We start from the raw sequence: 17,676 nt of genomic DNA on the forward strand, positions 1-17,676 counted from the left end.
AGTGCATCGGCTGCCACACCTGTTCGGTCACCTGCAAGAACGTCTGGACCAGCCGCCCCGGTGTGGAATACGCCTGGTTCAACAACGTCGAGACCAAGCCCGGCATCGGTTACCCCAAGGAGTGGGAAAACCAGGACAAGTGGAACGGGGGCTGGGTCCGCAAGGCCGACGGCTCCATCGTGCCCAAGCAGGGCGGCAAGTGGTCGCTGCTGATGAAGATCTTCAGCAACCCCAACCTGCCGCAGATCGACGACTACTACGAGCCCTTCACCTTCGACTACGACCACCTGCAGTCGGCGCCGGAGATGAAGCACGCGCCCACCGCGCGCCCGCGTTCGCTGATCACCGGCAAGCGCATGGAGAAGATCGAGTGGGGTCCGAACTGGGAAGAAATTCTCGGTGGCGAGTTCAGCAAGCGCAGCAAAGACGCGAACATGGACGGTTTCGAGCAGGCCCAGAAAGACATGATGGGTCAGTTCGAGAACACCTTCATGATGTACCTGCCGCGCCTGTGCGAGCACTGCCTGAACCCGGCGTGTGTGGCCTCGTGCCCCTCGGGCTCGATCTACAAGCGCGAGGAAGACGGCATCGTGCTGATCGACCAGGACAAGTGCCGCGGCTGGCGCATGTGCGTGAGCGGCTGCCCCTACAAGAAGATCTACTACAACTGGAAGAGCGGCAAGGCCGAGAAGTGCATCTTCTGCTACCCGCGCATCGAGGCCGGCCAGCCCACCGTGTGCAGCGAAACCTGCGTGGGCCGCATCCGTTACCTGGGCGTGCTGCTGTACGACGCGGACCGCATCCAGGAAGCCGCCAGCGTGCCCAACGAGATGGATCTTTACAAGGCGCAGATCGATCTCTTCATGGACCCGCACGACCCGGCGGTGATCGCGCAGGCGCGCGCCGACGGCATCCCTGACAACTGGCTGGAGGCCGCGCGCCACAGCCCGGTCTACAAGATGGCGGTGGACTGGAAGGTGGCGCTGCCGCTGCACCCCGAGTACCGCACGCTGCCCATGGTCTGGTACGTGCCGCCGCTCTCGCCCATCACCGCCGCGGCCAACGCCGGGCACCTGGGCGACAACGGCGAGATCCCGGACGTGAGCCAGCTGCGCATCCCGGTGAAATACCTCGCCAACCTGCTGACCGCCGGTGACACGATCCCCGTGGTGCGTGCGCTCGAACGCATGCTGGCCATGCGCAGCTACCAGCGTGCCAAGCATGTGGACGGCGTGATCAACCAGGACGTGCTCGACCAGGTGCGCTTGAGCGTGCGTGAGGTTGAAGACATGTACCAGACCATGGCGATCGCCAACTACGAGGACCGTTTCGTGATCCCCACCACCCACCGCGAATACGCCGAGAACACCTTCAACATCAAGGGCGGCTGCGGCTTCAGCTTCGGCAACGGTTGCTCGGAAGGGCAGACGGAAACGAGCCTGTTCGGCAGCGAGAAGAAGCGCACCATCCCGATCAAGGCAGGGGTCTGACATGGCATTTTTCTCATCTCCCCAAAAGCCCGCCGTGCACACGTTGCGCGTGCTCGCCCACCTGCTGCGTTACCCCACCGCCGAGCTGCGTGCGCACGCCGGTGAACTGCGCGATGCATTGCGCACCGAAGCCGCCTTGCCGGCCACGCGGCTGGTTGAACTCGACGCGCTGCTGGTGCACCTGAGTCAACAACCTGCGCTGGATGTCGAAGCCGACTACGTCGAGCTGTTCGACCGCGGGCGCAGCACCGCGCTGCACCTGTTCGAGCATGTGCTGGGCGACTCGCGCGACCGTGGCCCGGCCATGATCGACCTGATCCAGACCTACGAAAAGGCCGGGCTGTTTCTCGGCCCCAACGAGCTGCCCGACTACCTGCCGGTGGTGCTGGAGTTCGCCTCCACCCAGCCGCCGCCGCAGGCGCGTGAGTTCATGGGCGAGATCGCGCACATCGTGCGCGTGATCTTCAGCGCACTGGCCGGTCGCCAGAGCCCCTACGCCAGCGTGCTGGCCGCGGTGCTGGAACTGGCGGGCGAAAAAGCCGAAGCCGTGGCCGTCGCGCCCGAGCCGGAAATGGACGAGAGCTGGGCCGAGCCCGAGGTGTTTGGTGGCTGCTCGACCGAAGGCCAGGCCAAACCGAACCAGCCGCAACCGATCCAGATCGTCAGAAAGTCTCCCCAACCTTCTCAAGGAGCGCAGGCATGAACTCGCTGCACAACTTCCTCTTCAGCATCTACCCCTACATCTGCCTGTCGGTGTTCCTCATGGGCAGCCTGGCGCGCTTCGATCGCGACCAGTACACCTGGAAAAGCGATTCGTCGCAGCTGCTGCGCAAGGGCCAGCTGCGCTGGGGCAGCAACCTGTTCCACATTGGCATCCTGTTCCTGTTCGGCGGCCACACGGTGGGTCTGCTCACGCCGCACTTCATGTACGAGCCCTTCATCACCGCCGAACAGAAGCAGCTGGTGGCCGTGACCGCGGGCGGCATCGCCGGCGTGATCTGCTTCATCGGCCTGACGCTGCTGCTGCACCGCCGCATCTTCGACGAGCGCATCCGCCTCACCAGCCACCGCACCGACCTCGGCATCCTGATCATCCTGTGGGTGCAGCTGGTGCTGGGCCTGATCACCCTGCCCTATTCGTTCGGCCACAAGGACGCGGGCGTGATGCTGGCGCTGGCCGACTGGGCGCAGCGCATCGTGACCTTCAGGCCCGACGCCGCCGGCCTGGTGGCGCTGGACTGGCCCTACAAGGTGCACCTGGTGCTGGGCATGACGATCTTCCTGCTCTTCCCCTTCTCGCGCCTGGTGCACGTGTGGAGCGGCTTCGGCACACTGGCCTACATCGTTCGCCCCTACCAGGTGGTGCGCAGCCGCAAGCTGGGCCTGACGCCCGATTCCACCCGCCAGCGCTGAGTGAACCCGCCATGAACCAGGACACCACCATGAGCCCATCTTCCTCCGTCGGTTGCGGCAGCAGCAGCTGCGCCTGCGCCGGCCTGGCCCAACCCCAGGTGGCCAGCATCAACGGCATCGCCCTGCACGAACCCGGTGAGGAGCTCGACGCCCAGACCCTGCGCGAGCGCGCCTACACCGAGCTGCTGATGCAGCAAGCGGTGAAGCAGGGCCTGCTGCCGCGCTACCGCGGGCTGGTCGCGCAGCAGCCGGACGAGGCACAGCGCCAGGTCATCGAGACCATGCTCGACCAGGCCGTCACCTCGCCCGACCCCACCGAAGACGAATGCCGCCGCCACTACGAGGCGCAGAAAAACCGGCTGATCGTCGGGCAGGCGCTGCATGTGCGGCACATCCTGTTCGCGGTGACACCGGGCGTGAACGTGCATGCGCTGTCGCAGCGCGCCGAAACGGCGCTGCTGGAGCTGTCGCGCAAGGATGTGCCTGCGGGTCGCTTCGCACAAATGGCCGCCGAGCTGTCGAACTGCCCCTCGGGCGCCCAGGGCGGCGACCTGGGCTGGGTGACGCCGGAAGCCTGCGCCCCCGAGCTGGCGAACGAGCTGTTTTTCCAGACCGACTCGCGCTGGGGCATGGGCGTGCACCCGCGCCTCGTGCACACGCGCTTCGGCCTGCACATCATCGAGGTTCTGGGCCGCAAGAAAGGCGTGTTGCCCGAGTTCGAGCAGGTCCGCGACCAGATCGCCAGCCGGCTCGCGCTGCAGTCGCGCAGCACCGCGCTGCGCCAGTACATGCAGCTGCTGGTGGGACAGGCCCAGGTGGAGGGCGTCGAGCTGGAGGGCGCCGACAGCCCGCTCGTCCAGTAGGACCGAGGCCGACATGCCCGACGAGCTGCTGCTGCGCCTGCGCGATTTCCACGAGGACTATTTCCCGTTGCACCAGCAGCGGTTTCAGGACCTCGTGGCGCAGGGGCAGCACCCCAAGACGCTGTTCATCGGGTGCTCCGATTCGCGCCTCGTGCCGTACCTGCTCACGGGCGCGGCGCCGGGCGAGCTGTTCCTGGTGCGCAACGTGGGCGCGCTGGTGCCGCCCTACGACCAGTCGCATGGTTTGCACGGCACCATGGCAGCGATCGAATACGCGGTGCTCACCCTGCAGGTGGAGCGCATCATCGTGTGTGGTCACAGCCACTGTGGCGCGGTTCGAACCGCCTACGACGGAGCGCCCGAAGAGGCGGTGGCGCTGCGCTCATGGCTCCGGCTGATGGACGAGGCCTTGCTGCCGGTGCAGCCCAGTGCCGAAGCGCTGTGCCGCACCGAACAGCGCGCCGTGGTGCTGCAGCTGGAGCGCCTCATGGGCTACCCCATGGTGCGGCGCGAGGTGGAGGCGGGGCGCCTCACCCTGCACGGCTGGCACTACGTGATCGAAGACGGCGAGGTGCATGTGTTCGACGCCCAGCAGGGTGACTTCGTGCCCGCCTCGGTGTCCACCCACAGCGGCACCGGCCCCTACCAGCCCTATGTCGAACACGACGGACAGATCATTGAACCCTGAAGCGCACCACCTGCTTCGCCCCTCTTTTCTGAAATGGCCAGGACACCATGAACATCGCCACCTTTGACGACCTGTTGAGCGCCGCGCGCGCACAAGCCCAGCCGCAGCGGCTGCTGTTCGTGTTCGCCGGCATCGAGCTGCCCGACGACGCGAGCCCCGCCGAACGCGCGGGTTTCGAGCGTGGCGAGGGCGGTGCGCTGGTGCCTCAGATGTGCGTGGACAAAACCCCGGACGAGATCGTGTCGTTCGAGCAGTTCAAACAGGAAGCCCGCCAGATGGGGCCGGACTGGGGCATGGTCTTCGCAGCGGCCCTGTCGGGCCGCTCGGGCCGCGCGCCCACCAGCGAAGACGCGGAAAAGCCGTTGCAGGACATGGTGGAGGCGATCCGCCTGGGGCGCCTGCAGGCGTTCATCCCCTTCAACCCCGAGGGCGAGGCGGTGCAGCTCGGCTGAGCCGCACCACCGCCGCCACCCCGCCGGGTCAGAACTTGTAGCCGACGCCGACGGTGAAGCCCTTGAGGGTGACGTCGTCCTTGTCGTGGTACGTCATGTAGTCGGCGTTGACCGAGAGCTGGCTGTTGATGTGGTAGCTCGCGCCGAGACCGTAGGCGATGGAGGTGTCGCTCGCGTTCTCGCTGCCGATGGACAGCTTGGCCCGCGTGGCACCGAGGCGACCGAACACTTCAAGGCCCTCGCCGACATGGACCTTGGGCTTGACGAACACACCGACCATGTTGTCCACCTCGGCCTTGCCGCCCGAGTTGAAACCGCCCACCTTCACGGCGGAGTCGCGCAGGCCGAGGCTGAGCATGCTCTCGACGGCGAGGTTGTCGTTCAGCTCGTAGCCGATGATGCCGCGCACGTTGGACGGCTTGGACGTCACGCCCACACCAGAGACCTTGCCTTCGAGCTTCAGGGGGGTGTAGCCGAGTTCACCGTACAGGCCCTGGGCGTTCGCCGCCACCGAGGCGGTGGCGAGCGTGGCGATGGCAACGAGGGGAATGAGACGCTTCATGAAAACTCCTTGGGGTGTTGCAAAGGTCGCCAGTCTAGGGACGAATCCAGCCCCAAACCCCAGGTGTTGAGAAGCGTTACCCGCTTTACCGGAGCGACGCACTTTGCAACCGCCGCGCGACGGGACAGCTTCGCGGTGCGTTCAGTCGTCGTGCGAAGGCATGCGTGCCCCCACATGCAACTCACCCCGCACCTCGGCCAGCTCCACCTGGCGCTGGCGCTCGGCCAGCCGCGCTTTCTCTTTGGGGCTGCGCAGGTCGTGGCAATGCGGGCAGCTCACGCCCTTCACGTACAGCGGCGATGCCTTCTCGGCCTCGCCCAGCGGCCAGCGGCACGAGCGGCACAGCTCGTGGGGACCGGGCCGCAGCCCGTGGCCCACGCTCACTCGCTCGTCGAACACGAAGCACTCCCCCTCCCAGGTGCTCTGCTCGGGCGGCACCTCTTCGAGGTACTTGAGGATGCCGCCTTCGAGGTGGTAAACCTCGTCGAAGCCGCGCATCTTCATCAACGCGGTCGACTTCTCGCAGCGGATGCCGCCGGTGCAAAACATCGCCACCTTGGGCTTCCTGCCGTCCTGCAGCGCGGGCTGCGCATCGAGCCAGGCCGGCAGCTCGGTGAAGGTCTTGATGTCGGGGTTGATCGCGCCCTTGAAGCTGCCGATGGCCACCTCGTAGTCGTTGCGCGTGTCGATCACGAGCACATCGGGATCGGCCAGCAGCGCGTTCCAGTCCTGCGGTTTCACGTACTGGCCCACGGTGCGGCTGGGGTCGAGCTCGGGCACGCCGAGGGTGACGATCTCTTTCTTCAGCCGCACCTTCATGCGCAGGAACGGCGGTTTGTCCGACCACGAGGCCTTGTGGCCCAGCGTGGCCAGGCGCGGGTCCGCGTGCAGGAACGCCAGCACCGCCCGCACGCCCGCCTCGGGGCCGGCGATGGTGCCGTTGATGCCCTCGCGCGCGAGCAGCAGCGTGCCCTTGACCTGGTGGGCCTCGCACACCGCGAGCAGGGGGTCGCGCAGCGCGGCGAAGTCGGGCAGATCGACGAATTTGTAGAGAGCAGCGGTGAGGAAACGGGGCATCGCCCGATTATCGGCGCCTCCCTCCGGTCTGCCGTCTTTGTGCATGAACACCCACACCCCGTTGTCGAGCCACACGGCAACGGGGACGGCGTCGTCCTCAGCGCCCGTAGGTGGCTTGCAGCGTCACGCTGCCCAGCCTTTGACCCGAGATCATGAACCCGATCAGGGCCGCCGAGGCATCGGCAGGCACCTCCAGGCGATCGGTCTTGAGCGCGTGCAAGGTGAACCGGTAGCGGTGCGGCTTGTCGCCCACGGGTGGGCAGGCACCGCCAAAGCCGGCGACACCGTAATCGCTGCGGCCCTGCTGGGCGCCCGCAGGCAGGCGCGAGCCATCGACGCGGCCAGCGTCTTCGGGCAATGCGCTGACGGCAGCCGGGATGTTGTAGACCACCCAGTGCCACCACCCCGAGCCCGTGGGCGCGTCGGGGTCGTAGGTGGTGAGCGCAAAGCTGCGCGTGCCCGCAGGCGGGTTCTGCCACGCGAGCGCCGGCGACACATTGCCACCCGAGCAGCCAAAACCGTTGAACACCTGGGGGGCACCCAGCGTGCCATTGGGTTTCACCGTGGGGCTGGTCAGGGTGAAGTCGGCGGCACCGGCGGCACCGGCCAGGCTGGCAAGAAGAAAAAAGAGGGCGGGTTTCAAATGCAAGCTCCATGAAGGTGTGAACAGAGCTCGATGCTCGCCCCTTCTCGGGCCGCGCGCTGCCCGGTTTCCGTCAATCGCTGTGCGCGACCGGTCAATGTCGAACGACGGAAGGCGGCACACCCCAGCGCTCGCGGAACGCCGCACTGAAGCGGCTGTGCGATGCCCAGCCACAGCGCTGTGCCACCTCGCCCACCGACAAGGCCGAGGTTTGCAAGAGGCCCAAGGCGGTCTCCAGCCGCACCTCTCGCACCAGCGCCGCCAGCGAGAGGTCTTCGCTTTGCAGGCGGCGGCGCAAGGTGGATTCGCTCAGGTGAAACGCGTCGGCGAGCGCAGCCACATTCCAGTCGGCGTCGGGACGCTGAGACACCAGCCGACGCACCCGCTCGCCCCAGTCCAGCCCGAGGGTGGACACCAGCCGATGCCCACGCTCGGCCAGGAGCAACAGAACCTCCTTCGCCCGGTGGCGCACCAAGGCATCGGACAGCGTGGCGTTCGGCGCGGGCAGACAGCGGCGCACCGCACCGTCCAGCTCGTCGTCCACGGCGACCACCCTGGCGCCCACCATGGCAGCGGCTTCTTTCGTGTGCGCGAGCGCCTCGATATCGCGCACCATGTCGTCGTCGAAAGCCAGCACCAGGGCCTCATAGCAAGCTTGCCCGCGTGGGTCATTGACCACGTCCCACTGCGAGCCCCGCGCGATCAGCACCGCCTGCCCTGGACCGGCATCGAAACGTTGCCCTGGCGCATGCAGTGACTTGCGGCCCCTGAGCACGAGGATGAGCGCATCCGACCGCAGGGTGAGCGTGCTCAGCCGGTAGCGCTGGGCCGCAAAAATGCGCACCCCGGCGCTCACAGCGCCTCCACTCGCGACAGGTCGGGCCGCTCCAGCCATTGCGCGAACTCGTCGGCGATTTGCACGGCGGCGGCCGTGGCCGCGCTCCAGGCCTGCACGCGCGCCGCCAGGTTCTGGCCGTGGCGCGTGAAATCGCTGCGGTCGGGCAGGCGGCCGTGGGGCAGGGTCCTGACCCAGTCCGGGTCGGGCGCGACCACCAGCATGCGGTCCAGCGCGGGGCTGGCCACGTGGCGGCCGGTCCAGCGCTTGTCGAGCCAGCCGGGCACCACCGCGCGCTGGAAATGCGGGTACAGCACCAGCGGCGCGGTGTCGGGCGTCTGGTACTGCAGGTGCAGGTGGTAGTCGGTGATGCCGCCGTCCCAATAGGGGCCGGGCGGCGCGCCGGCGATGGCGTGCACCGGGCGCAGCACAAAGGGAATGGAGCAACTGGCCTGCAGCGCGTCCATGAAGTTGCTCGCGTTCAGCGGAATCTGGCGGGTGCGGAAGTCCTGCGTGCCAAAGGGCAGCGCGGCGGGCACTGCGCCGTGCAGCGAGGAGAACACCACCCGCTCCAGCCAGGCGCCCAGGGCCTTGCGCCCCATGGCGTTGGCCACGAAGGCACCGAGGTACCCGAGCGGTGTGCGCAGCGCACCGTCGCGCGCGAGCACATGGCGCCCGCGCGAGGTGACGAGGTGCAGGCGGTAGCGCGGGTGGCGCAGCAGCTCGTCGATGCGCCCGCCGTAGAAGACCTGGAGGTTGCGGGCGAACTGGCGGCTGACCTGCTCGGCGGTGGGGCGCTTCTGGCCCTGCGGCAGCTCGAAGTGCTGGGCGATGTAATCGCGCTCCAGCCGCATCAACGAAGCGACGGGGTCGTCCAGGCAGGCCGTGGCCATGCGCCAGGCGCCGATCGATGCGCCGATCAGGTCCACGGGCTGCTGGCTGCGCGGCAACCACTCACCAAAAATGAAGCGGTCGAGCGGCCCGAGGATCAGGCCCTTGGGGCCACCGGCCGCGGCGGGGATGGCGCCCACGTCCTGCGGGCGCAGGCCGTGGCGTTCGATGTGGGAGCGGGCCGCAGGACCGGCATAGAGGCGCAGAGCAGGCATGACAACGCGGTGCGGATGGACAGAAAGGATGAACGGTGGCGCAGGGTCGGCAGACGGAGCCCGCTGACAGCCGACTGACAGCTGGCGTCTCTGTAATGGAGTTCCGATTGGAACCGATACACAAGGGGGTCAGCACATGGATCGAAGAAGCTTGCTCGCGGCAGGTGGCGCTGGCGCCTGCCTGTTGGGCATGGGGCCCGCCGCGTTCGCCCAGACACCCGCCGCAGGGCCGGCCCCCACCCGCCTGCCCGAGCTGCACATCTACATCCCCGGCGGTGCCGGTGGCGGCTGGGACCAGACCGGGCGCGCGCTGGGCACGGCCATCCAGGCCGCCGGCCTGGCCGATCGGGTGACCTACGAGAACAAGGGCGGCAAGGGCGGCACCGTCGGGCTGGCCGACTTCGTCGCGCGCCACGACCGCAACCCGGCGGCGCTGATGGTCGGTGGCATGGTGATGCTGGGCGCGATCGCGCTCGGGCAGTCGAAAGCCACGCTGGACCAGGTCAGCCCCATCGCGCGGCTGACCAACGACTTCATGGTCCTGGTGTCAAAAACAGGGCAGCAGCCGGACTCCGTGGCCGCGCTGACCCAGGCCATGCGCACCAACCTGGCCGAGGTGCGGTTCACCGGCGGTTCGGCCGGCGGGGTCGACCATGTGCTCGCCGGCATGATCGCCCTCCAGCTGCGGCAGGACGTGACGAAGCTCCAGTACCTGCCCACCAGCAGCGGCCCCGAAGCCGCGGCGTTGCTGGAGAAGGCTCAGGCGCAGGTGGCGATCTCGAGCTACAGCGAATTCCAGCCCGGCATTGAAAAGAACCAGCTCACGCCGCTGGCGATGTCTTCCCGCCGGGCGCTCTACGGGGTGCCCTCCCTGCACGAACAAGGCCTGCAGACCGACCTGAGCAACTGGCGCGCGGTGTTCGCCCCCGGGCGCATCGACGCGGCGCAACGCGAGAACCTGCGCCGCATTGTGGTCCTGGCCACCCAGCACCCCGCCTGGGCGCAGGCGCTGGAGAAGAACAAGTGGTTCAACGCGCTGCTGCACGGGCAGGACTTCGCCGGCCGGCTGGTCGTCGAGCAGGGCATGGCCAGCGCCATGGCGATGATGCTCAAACTCAAGGCCTGAGGCCTGCAACCGGGCGCGGGCCACGGCGCCCCCGCCTCCGCCGGACCTCGGGTTCTCCCGGGGGCGACTGACAGGCAATTGACAGCCTTCCCCGTTCGAATGGGATTCCCCACCTTCATTCGACGAGGCACCGCCCATGATCCGCAGAAATTGGCTGAAGACCTGTGGCGCGGTCGGCGCGCTGTGGGCCACCCATCCCCTGTCGTTCGCCCAGAAGGCGGCCCCTGTGGTGGCCCGCCCCGCGAACGCACCCGCGCCGCTCGCGAAGCTGACCGTCTACATCCCGGGGGGCGCCGGCGGCGGCTGGGACCAGACCGGGCGCGCCCTCGGTGCCGCGATCCAGTCGGCCGGTCTGGCGCAGCAGGTGGTCTATGAAAACAAGGGCGGCAAAGGCGGCACCATCGGCCTGACCGACTTCGTGGAACGCTTCAACCGCGACCCCTCGGCGCTGCTGATCGGCGGCATGGTCATGCTGGGTGCCATCGCGGTGAACCGCCCGGCGGTCACGCTGTCGCAGGTCAGCCCCATCGCCCGCCTGACCAACGATTTCATGGTGCTGGTGACCCCCACCGGGGGCCGCTTCCCCGACATGAACGCGCTGAAGGAAGCGATGCGCAAAGACCTGTCGTCGGTGGCGTTCACCGGGGGCTCGGCGGGCGGGGTCGATCACATGCTCGCCGGCATGATCGCGCGCCAGCTGCGCCTCGACGCCGGCCAGCTGAAGTACCTGCCCACGAGCAGCGGCCGCGAGGCCGTGGCCTTGCTGGAGAAGGGCGACGCCCAGGTCGCCATCTCCAGCTACAGCGAATTCCAGGCGGGCATCGACAGCAAGAGCCTCACGCCCCTGGCCGTGTCGGCGCGCAAGTCGCTGCACGGCATCCCGTCGCTCAACGAACTGGGCGTCAACACCGACCTCGGCAACTGGCGGGCGGTGTTCGGCCCGGGCCAGATCTCGGAGGCCGAGCGCACCCAGCTGCGCAACATCGTGGTCGCCGCCACCCAGACGCCGGCGTGGAAGCAGTCGCTGCGCACGGAAAAGTGGACCGACGCGCTGATGCACGGCGAGGAGTTCACCAAGGTGCTGATGATCGAGCAGGCCATGGCCAGCGCCGTGGCCATGATGCTCAAACTCAAGGCCTGAACCGCCTTTCACAGCGCCGGAGCACCACGAGGCCTGAAGCGGTGCCGCCCCCTTCCGCCGGTCGCGCGCAGCGCGGCGGGGGTGTTCAGGTCAAACCGTGACCGGGGTCTCGGACTTTTCCGTGTGGCGGGTCAGGGAAGGGATCTCTTCGCTGATCACGGTGTCGGGGTCGATGCCCAGCACCAGGCCGATGGGGTCGGGGTAGGTGTTGATCAGGCCCTCGCTGCCGATCGACAGTTCCTCGGCGCGGGAGCGCCAGGACGCGATGTGGATCACCCCGGCGATGGGTTCGTAGACCTCGTTGTCGAACGGCGCTGTGTGGTGTTCGATGGCGTTGATCATCTTCTGGGGGAAGCGCCATTCACGGGCCAGTGCCGCCCCCACTTCGGCGTAGCTGTAGCCAAACAGGCCCCTTTCGGCGCGGGCGCGTTTGAGGTCGAGCATGGGCACGCTGCGGTCGAGATCGATCATGGCCTCGGGCATGCCCACGTGCATGACCAGCTCGCCGATGCCGTGCACGAGACCGGCCGTGAACGCCGTGTTTTCGTCGATCTTGATCGGCAGGGCGATGTAGCGCGAGAGGTTGGCCGAGTTGAGGCTGTAGCGCCAGAACTGGTTGAGGTTGACGCCGCCCAGGCGGTGAAAACCGTCGCCCAGCGCCGCCGCGATCACCAGCGCGCGGACCTTGATCAGGCCCATCATGTTCATGGCCTCGCGGGCGTTGGTCACGCTGCGGTGCAAGCCGAAAAAGGCCGAGTTGGCGGTCTTGATCAGCTTGGCGGTCAACACCGGGTCGGACTCGATCAGGTCGGCGGCGTACAGCAGATCCACCTCTTCCCGGTCGAAGGTGTCCATGAGCTTTCGAACGACCTTGGGCGCCGAAGGCAGCGCATGGGGCTGTTTGAGGAGTTTGTCGAGCTGCATGGTGATTTCCCGGTGGATGGAAAACAGGTGGGGGGTTTGAGGTTCATCGTCCACCGCGTGGGGGACTTGAGGCCCGGCGCCGGATTCACTCGACGAAAGCGGCCAGGGCCTGGCTGAAAGACCACTCGGCGGGGTCCTTGCCCAGCACGCTGTCGAGGTCCAGCCCGAGCGTGAGCCCGACCATGTCGGGGAAGGTCGCGGCCATGCCGTTGTTGTCGAGCTGCAGCTCCTCGGCGCGGGCGCGCCAGGAGGCCAGGTGCAGCAACCCGGCGAGCGGGTCGTAGGCTTCGCCCTCAAAGGGGGTGAGCTGGTTGGTCAGGGCCGACACCATTTCGTTCGGGAACTGCCATTTCTCCACCATGCCGGCGCCCACCTGGGCGTAGCTGTAGCCGAACATCGCCTGTTCGGCGACGGCCCGGTCCAGGTCCAGCGGCTGGGTGCTGATGTTGAGCGCCAGCATGCGGTCGGGCATGGCGATGTGCATCACCAGCACGCCGATGGCGTGGATCAGGCCCGCGGTGAACGCGTTGCCCTGGTTCTGGTGCAGCACACCGGCCAGCGAGCGCGCGATGTCGCCCGCCCGCAGGCTGTAGCGCCAGAACTGTTTGAGGTCGATGCCGGGCACGTTCTTGAAGCTCGCGCCCAGGGCCGCCGCCATCACCAGCGAACGCACATGGGTCATGCCCAACAGAGCCACGGCCTCGTCGGCGCTGCCGATCTTGCGGCTGACGCGGAAAAAGGCCGAGTTCGAGAGGCGCAGCACGCGCGTGGTCAGGGCCGGGTCGCGCCCGATCAGTTCCCCCACCCGTTTGGGGCTGGGGTCTTCCAGGTTCATCTCGGCCAGCAGGTCCGAGACGGTGCGTGGCATGGCCGGCAAGGCACGGGGGTAATTGAGCAGAGCTTCGAGTTGCATGGGCTGAAGTCCGAAGGTCGTGACAAAGGGCGGGGTGACACCAGCTTTATCGACCCGACCGACGGCAACTTGAGGCTCGCCGCACCGCCCGGCAGGGCCTCGGGCCCGCCCGCTCCAGACCCCGCGAAACGGACCGCGTCCGTCCCGCGAATCCGCCGGTCAGCGTTTGCCCACGCCCTGCAGCTTGGCGAAGGCCGAGGCCATGGCGCCGGCCGGTTCGGGCTGGCGCGGGCCACCGCCCTGCCCGCCCGCGCGCGGCCCGCCACGGACCGGCTCGAAGCGGTTGTCGCGCGGGGCGCCGGCTGCGCGTTGGGCCGGCGTGGCGTCCAGCCGCATCGACAGGCCGATGCGCTTGCGCGCCACGTCGACCTCCATCACCTTGACCTTCACGATGTCGCCGGTCTTGACGATCTCGCGCGCGTCGTTGACGAACTTGTTGGCCAGCTGGCTCACGTGCACCAGACCGTCCTGGTGCACGCCGAGGTCGATGAAAGCGCCGAATTGCGCGACGTTGGACACCGTTCCTTCGAGGATCATGCCTTCGCGCAGGTCGCTGATGTCTTCGACGCCGTCGTTGAAGCGCGCCACCGCAAAGTCCGGGCGCGGGTCGCGGCCGGGTTTCTCCAGCTCGGTCAGGATGTCCTTGACCGTGATCACCCCGAACTTCTCGTTGGCGAACAGCTCCGGGCGCAGGGTCTTGAGCATGTCGGCGCGGCCCATGAGCGTGGCCACCGGCTGGCCGGTCTTCGCGATGATCTGCTCGACGACGGGGTAGGTTTCCGGGTGCACGCCGGTCATGTCCAGCGGGTTGTCGCCGCCCCGGATGCGCAGGAAACCCGCCGCCTGCTCGAAGGTCTTGGCGCCCAGGCCCGACACTTCCAGCAGCTGCTGGCGGCTCTTGAACGCACCGTGCGCCTCGCGCCAGCGCACCACCGACTTCGCCACCGTGGCCGACAGGCCCGACACCTTGGAGAGCAGCGGCACGCTGGCGGTGTTCAGGTCCACGCCCACGCCGTTCACGCAGTCTTCCACCACCGCGTCCAGCGTGCGGGCGAGCTCGCTCTGGTTCACGTCGTGCTGGTACTGGCCCACGCCGATGCTCTTGGGGTCGATCTTCACCAGCTCGGCCAGCGGGTCCTGCAGGCGCCGGGCGATGGAGGCCGCGCCGCGCAGGCTCACGTCCACGTCGGGCATTTCCTGCGAGGCGAATTCACTCGCGGAGTACACCGAGGCGCCGGCCTCGCTGACCACCACCTTCTGCAGGCCGTGGCAGGGGTGGTCGGGCGCGGCGCCCTTCTGGATCAGCTTGATCAGGTCGGCGGCCAGCTTGTCGGTCTCGCGGCTGGCGGTGCCGTTGCCGATGGCGATCAGGTTCACGCCGTGTTTGTCGCACAGGCGCACCAGCGTGTGCAGCGAGCCGTCCCAGTCGCGCTTGGGCTCGTGCGGGTACACGGTCGCGGTGTCCACCAGCTTGCCGGTCGCGTCGACCACGGCCACCTTCACGCCGGTGCGGATGCCCGGGTCCAGCCCCATGACCACGCGCGGGCCGGCCGGCGCGGCCAGCAGCAGGTCGCGCAGGTTGTCGGCAAACACCTTGATCGCCACCGCCTCGGCGCTCTCGCGCAGGCGGGCGAACAGGTCGCGCTCGCTGGACAGGCTGAGCTTCACGCGCCAGGTCCAGGCCACGCACTTGCGCAGCAGGTCGTCGGCCTTGCGGCCCTTGTGGCTCCAGCCCAGGTGCAGGGCGATGCGGCCCTCGGCCAGCGACACGGTGGGCGCGGGCTTGCCGGTGGTCGCGCTCACGGCCGCCTCGGGCTCGGGCAACACCAGCTTGGCGTCCAGAATCTCCAGCGCCCGGCCGCGGAACACAGCCAGCGCGCGGTGCGAGGGCACGCGGCCGATCGGCTCGTCGTAATCAAAGTAGTCGCGGAACTTCGCCACGTCGGGGTGGTTTTCATCCTTGCCGGCCACCAGCTTGCTCTGCAGCAGGCCCTCGGTCCACAGCCACTCACGCAGGCTCTGCAGCAGCGCGGCGTCTTCGGCCCAGCGCTCGGAGAGGATGTCGCGCACGCCGTCGAGCACGGCCGGCACGGTGGAGAAGTCCGCCCCCGGTTTGCCGTCGTCCAGCACCTCGGCGGGCTTGGTGAACGCGGCGGCTTCGGCGGCCGGGTCCAGCGTCGGGTCGGCAAACAGCTTGTCGGCCAGCGGCTCAATGCCGAACTCGCGCGCGATCTGGCCCTTGGTGCGGCGCTTGAGCTTGAAGGGCAGGTACAGGTCTTCCAGCTCCTGCTTGGTCGGCGCCTGGGCGATGGCCACGCGCAGCGCGTCGGTCAGCTTCCCCTGCTCGTCGATGGCCTTGAGCACCGCGCCCCGGCGGTCTTCCAGCTCACGCAGGTAGCTGAGGCGGGCCTCCAGCTCGCGCAACTGGATGTCGTCCAGCCCGTCGGTGGCTTCCTTGCGGTAGCGGGCGATGAAGGGCACGGTGGCGCCGCCGTCCAGCAACTCCACGGCGGCCTTGACCTGGTGAACGCCGACCCGGATTTCCTGCGCAAGCTGCGCGATGATTTTTTGCATGTCCCTCGGGGCCACGACGACCCGTTTTCATACGAAGCGGGCGAGTTTGCCACAGGGGTGGGAGGGTCCGGCCAAGTCGACCGGCGGGCCGCTCAAGCGCCAAACAGCCGGTCGGCCAAGGCCTTGGCGCGCGCCATGCCTTCAGGCGTCAGACGGACCGACTCGGTCCGCCCCTTGGGGTCTGAGATCAGACCCTGATCGGCCAGGGACTGCATCACGTCGAAATCGAACCGCTTCCAGGCCCGACCGTTATCGAATTCTAAAGCGCCCAACAATGCCAAAACCGCCTCTTCGATTTCGATTGGTTCGTGCATGGCCATATTGGAACGATTTGGCAATTAACGCTTGACATCAACTAGAGCCCAAGCGCGCGACGGATTTCTTGAATGATGAAAGTTCGCCCTTCAGGCGAATTGATCATCTGTCCGGTTGCTTTGACCAACTTGTTGCCGGTGATCTTTGCCCAAAGGCCTTTCGGATAGGCGCGAGCGCTATTCTTGAACTCTGCCAGTTCCCGCTGAAGAGTGTCGAGCTGCTGCTTTGTGAGTGAATACTGATCACGAAGTTTTGTAATCTCCTCGAACAGCTGATCGAACCGCTTGTCGACGACCGCAAGTTCGTCGGTGTCGAAGTACTCATCGGGTTTATCAACCAGAGTGTCAAGATTCTTCTGCAGTTGTTCACGAAGGGCTGCAAGCGGATCGTTCTTTGGGGCTGCTGCATAAAGATCTGAGCGAATGTTGTCGCACCACTTTGGAATGTGCTCAATCAAATCGCCAACGTTCCCGACTTCAATCTCGTCTTCCGTTTTGTACTTTCCAGGAACGACTTTGACCGTAAAGATTGTTTCTTCGACTGTCTGGCTTCTTGAGGTCATTGCGTATCGTTGCTCGACCTTTACTTCTTCTCGCTTTGTGTCCTCGAACATGCAGAGGAAGTACTCGGTCTTGTACGCGAAGGTGATCTTTGCCAGCGTCCTGCCAGACTTAGGAAATTCAAGCTTGAAGTCATCGCTGGTGAATCTTGATGCCTCAAGTGCGCCTCTTATTTCGGCGATGAACGAAGGTTTGAGCTGAGACACACAATCTCCTTTGATGTCTAACGTTTGAGATGAGAGGCATGCCCCGGCCTGCCGGGGGCATGCCTCTCAATTGAAGGGATAGGCGTCACTGGCGACCAAGGATGGGGTTGTGCTTGTCCCGCAGCGCTGCTTCCAGCTTGGGCATGATGAGATCGTAATTTTCGACCTCGACCCGTATTGTGCTCAGCCTAAAACGCTGATTCACCATGTTGAGGCGCTGCCCGATCTTCATACCGGTTGTGGGTTGTTCTAGCTTCAAATGGATGTGCTCCCACACGCGGCCTGCGATGTACTTCGACTTTCCGATGTAGAGCGGAACCCATTCCGCAAGCTCGGTGTGGGCTGAGAGGCGCTTCTTCTTTGGATTCGGTACGTGCATTCGCTCGTACTCAGGTCTGACCCACTCTCCATGAAACCATGATGCCCACGCCTTGAAGGAAGCGTGACTTTCCAGAACTTTGATCTCGATCATGTAGATCCCCGGGTACTGCTGCGCTGCTATGGCATTTGCGTCATCCAGTTCGCAGATCGGATTGAAGTTGAGTTCATCCGCGTAGGCAGAGAAGCCTTTGAAGAGAGTACTCAGTGTGAGATCAAGCGTTTCTATTGGGTTCATGGAGAACTGTGAAGAAGTGAACCGTGACGCATAACGTTTGAAATGAGAGGCACGGCTTGCCGGGGCATGCCCTCTCGATTGAAGGGTTAGATACCGTCTTGAAAGTCAAGCGAGTTGCCAAGAAATTGAGCGTTGAACATGACACGGGTCTTCAGAACTCCGTAGATGAATC

At 66.4% G+C, this 17,676-nt stretch carries 19 protein-coding genes; 8 read left to right on the forward strand and 11 right to left on the reverse strand.

Translation table 11 applies throughout. From position 1 onward, the window contains the following. From narH to IV088_RS23570, 6 genes are all read left to right on the forward strand, one after another. On the forward strand, positions 1 to 1,490 hold a 1,490-nt coding region (narH, locus tag IV088_RS23545; protein WP_291106807.1), incomplete at its 5' end, for a nitrate reductase subunit beta. Between the two features lies 1 nt (position 1,491). Then, on the forward strand, positions 1,492 to 2,193 hold the full coding sequence (gene narJ / locus IV088_RS23550; RefSeq protein WP_291106809.1) for a nitrate reductase molybdenum cofactor assembly chaperone: 702 nt from the start codon (positions 1,492 to 1,494) through the stop codon (positions 2,191 to 2,193). Beyond that, entirely contained in the window at positions 2,190 to 2,903 is a 714-nt protein-coding gene (gene narI, locus IV088_RS23555; protein WP_291106811.1) for a respiratory nitrate reductase subunit gamma, read from the forward strand. The genes narJ and narI overlap by 4 nt, the downstream gene beginning before the upstream one ends. 29 nt (positions 2,904 to 2,932) lie before the next feature. Then, the gene (locus IV088_RS23560; protein ID WP_291106813.1) at positions 2,933 to 3,766 is read left to right on the forward strand and encodes a peptidylprolyl isomerase; all 834 of its coding nucleotides are present in this window, start codon (positions 2,933 to 2,935) and stop codon (positions 3,764 to 3,766) included. A gap of 13 nt (positions 3,767 to 3,779) precedes the next feature. Continuing rightward, positions 3,780 to 4,454, forward strand: coding sequence for a carbonic anhydrase (locus IV088_RS23565; protein WP_291106815.1), 675 nt, complete (start codon positions 3,780 to 3,782; stop codon positions 4,452 to 4,454). A gap of 47 nt (positions 4,455 to 4,501) precedes the next feature. After that, positions 4,502 to 4,906: a ribonucleotide reductase subunit alpha gene (locus tag IV088_RS23570; RefSeq protein ID WP_291106817.1), complete on the forward strand. Its 405-nt coding sequence runs from the start codon at positions 4,502 to 4,504 to the stop codon at positions 4,904 to 4,906. 28 nt (positions 4,907 to 4,934) lie between these two features. On the opposite strand, the gene IV088_RS23575 is transcribed toward IV088_RS23570, so the two are convergent. From IV088_RS23575 to IV088_RS23595, 5 genes are all read right to left on the reverse strand, one after another. Then, positions 4,935 to 5,468 carry a porin family protein gene (locus IV088_RS23575; protein ID WP_291106819.1) on the reverse strand — a complete coding sequence of 178 codons (534 nt, stop codon included), beginning with the start codon at positions 5,466 to 5,468 and terminating at the stop codon, positions 4,935 to 4,937. Positions 5,469 to 5,609: 141 nt separating this feature from the next. Then, the gene (locus IV088_RS23580; protein ID WP_291106820.1) at positions 5,610 to 6,545 is read right to left on the reverse strand and encodes a rhodanese-related sulfurtransferase; all 936 of its coding nucleotides are present in this window, start codon (positions 6,543 to 6,545) and stop codon (positions 5,610 to 5,612) included. A 97-nt stretch (positions 6,546 to 6,642) separates the two neighbouring features. Next, on the reverse strand, positions 6,643 to 7,188 hold the full coding sequence (locus tag IV088_RS23585) for a YbhB/YbcL family Raf kinase inhibitor-like protein (RefSeq protein WP_291106822.1): 546 nt from the start codon (positions 7,186 to 7,188) through the stop codon (positions 6,643 to 6,645). A 94-nt stretch (positions 7,189 to 7,282) separates the two neighbouring features. After that, positions 7,283 to 8,044: an AraC family transcriptional regulator gene (locus IV088_RS23590; protein ID WP_291106823.1), complete on the reverse strand. Its 762-nt coding sequence runs from the start codon at positions 8,042 to 8,044 to the stop codon at positions 7,283 to 7,285. Next, a complete protein-coding gene (locus IV088_RS23595) occupies positions 8,041 to 9,129 on the reverse strand; it encodes a patatin-like phospholipase family protein (RefSeq protein WP_291106825.1) in 1,089 nt (362 codons plus the stop codon). Before IV088_RS23595 ends, IV088_RS23590 begins: the two co-directional genes overlap by 4 nt. 136 nt (positions 9,130 to 9,265) lie before the next feature. On the opposite strand from IV088_RS23595, the gene IV088_RS23600 reads away from it, so the two are divergent. Both IV088_RS23600 and IV088_RS23605 read left to right on the forward strand, forming a co-directional pair. Next, on the forward strand, positions 9,266 to 10,255 hold the full coding sequence (locus IV088_RS23600) for a tripartite tricarboxylate transporter substrate binding protein (RefSeq protein ID WP_291106827.1): 990 nt from the start codon (positions 9,266 to 9,268) through the stop codon (positions 10,253 to 10,255). 136 nt (positions 10,256 to 10,391) lie between these two features. Continuing rightward, positions 10,392 to 11,396, forward strand: coding sequence for a tripartite tricarboxylate transporter substrate binding protein (locus IV088_RS23605; RefSeq protein ID WP_291106828.1), 1,005 nt, complete (start codon positions 10,392 to 10,394; stop codon positions 11,394 to 11,396). 90 nt (positions 11,397 to 11,486) lie between these two features. Here IV088_RS23605 and IV088_RS23610 read toward each other — a convergent pair whose 3' ends face one another. The 6 genes from IV088_RS23610 to IV088_RS23635 form a co-directional block, all read right to left on the reverse strand. Continuing rightward, positions 11,487 to 12,320, reverse strand: coding sequence for an HDOD domain-containing protein (locus IV088_RS23610; protein ID WP_291106830.1), 834 nt, complete (start codon positions 12,318 to 12,320; stop codon positions 11,487 to 11,489). Between the two features lie 85 nt (positions 12,321 to 12,405). Continuing rightward, on the reverse strand, positions 12,406 to 13,233 hold the full coding sequence (locus IV088_RS23615) for an HDOD domain-containing protein (RefSeq protein WP_291106832.1): 828 nt from the start codon (positions 13,231 to 13,233) through the stop codon (positions 12,406 to 12,408). 159 nt (positions 13,234 to 13,392) lie between these two features. Beyond that, positions 13,393 to 15,807: a Tex family protein gene (locus IV088_RS23620; protein WP_291106834.1), complete on the reverse strand. Its 2,415-nt coding sequence runs from the start codon at positions 15,805 to 15,807 to the stop codon at positions 13,393 to 13,395. Positions 15,808 to 15,899: 92 nt separating this feature from the next. Continuing rightward, a complete protein-coding gene (locus IV088_RS23625) occupies positions 15,900 to 16,121 on the reverse strand; it encodes a DUF6429 family protein (RefSeq protein WP_291106836.1) in 222 nt (73 codons plus the stop codon). Between the two features lie 41 nt (positions 16,122 to 16,162). Further along, positions 16,163 to 16,888: a hypothetical protein gene (locus IV088_RS23630; protein WP_291106838.1), complete on the reverse strand. Its 726-nt coding sequence runs from the start codon at positions 16,886 to 16,888 to the stop codon at positions 16,163 to 16,165. Between the two features lie 85 nt (positions 16,889 to 16,973). Then, complete coding sequence (locus tag IV088_RS23635; protein ID WP_291106840.1) at positions 16,974 to 17,504, reverse strand: hypothetical protein; 531 nt, start codon at positions 17,502 to 17,504, stop codon at positions 16,974 to 16,976. Positions 17,505 to 17,676: the final 172 nt, after the last annotated feature.

The organism is Hydrogenophaga sp., from assembly GCF_018780075.1.
Lineage (GTDB): Bacteria > Pseudomonadota > Gammaproteobacteria > Burkholderiales > Burkholderiaceae_C > Hydrogenophaga.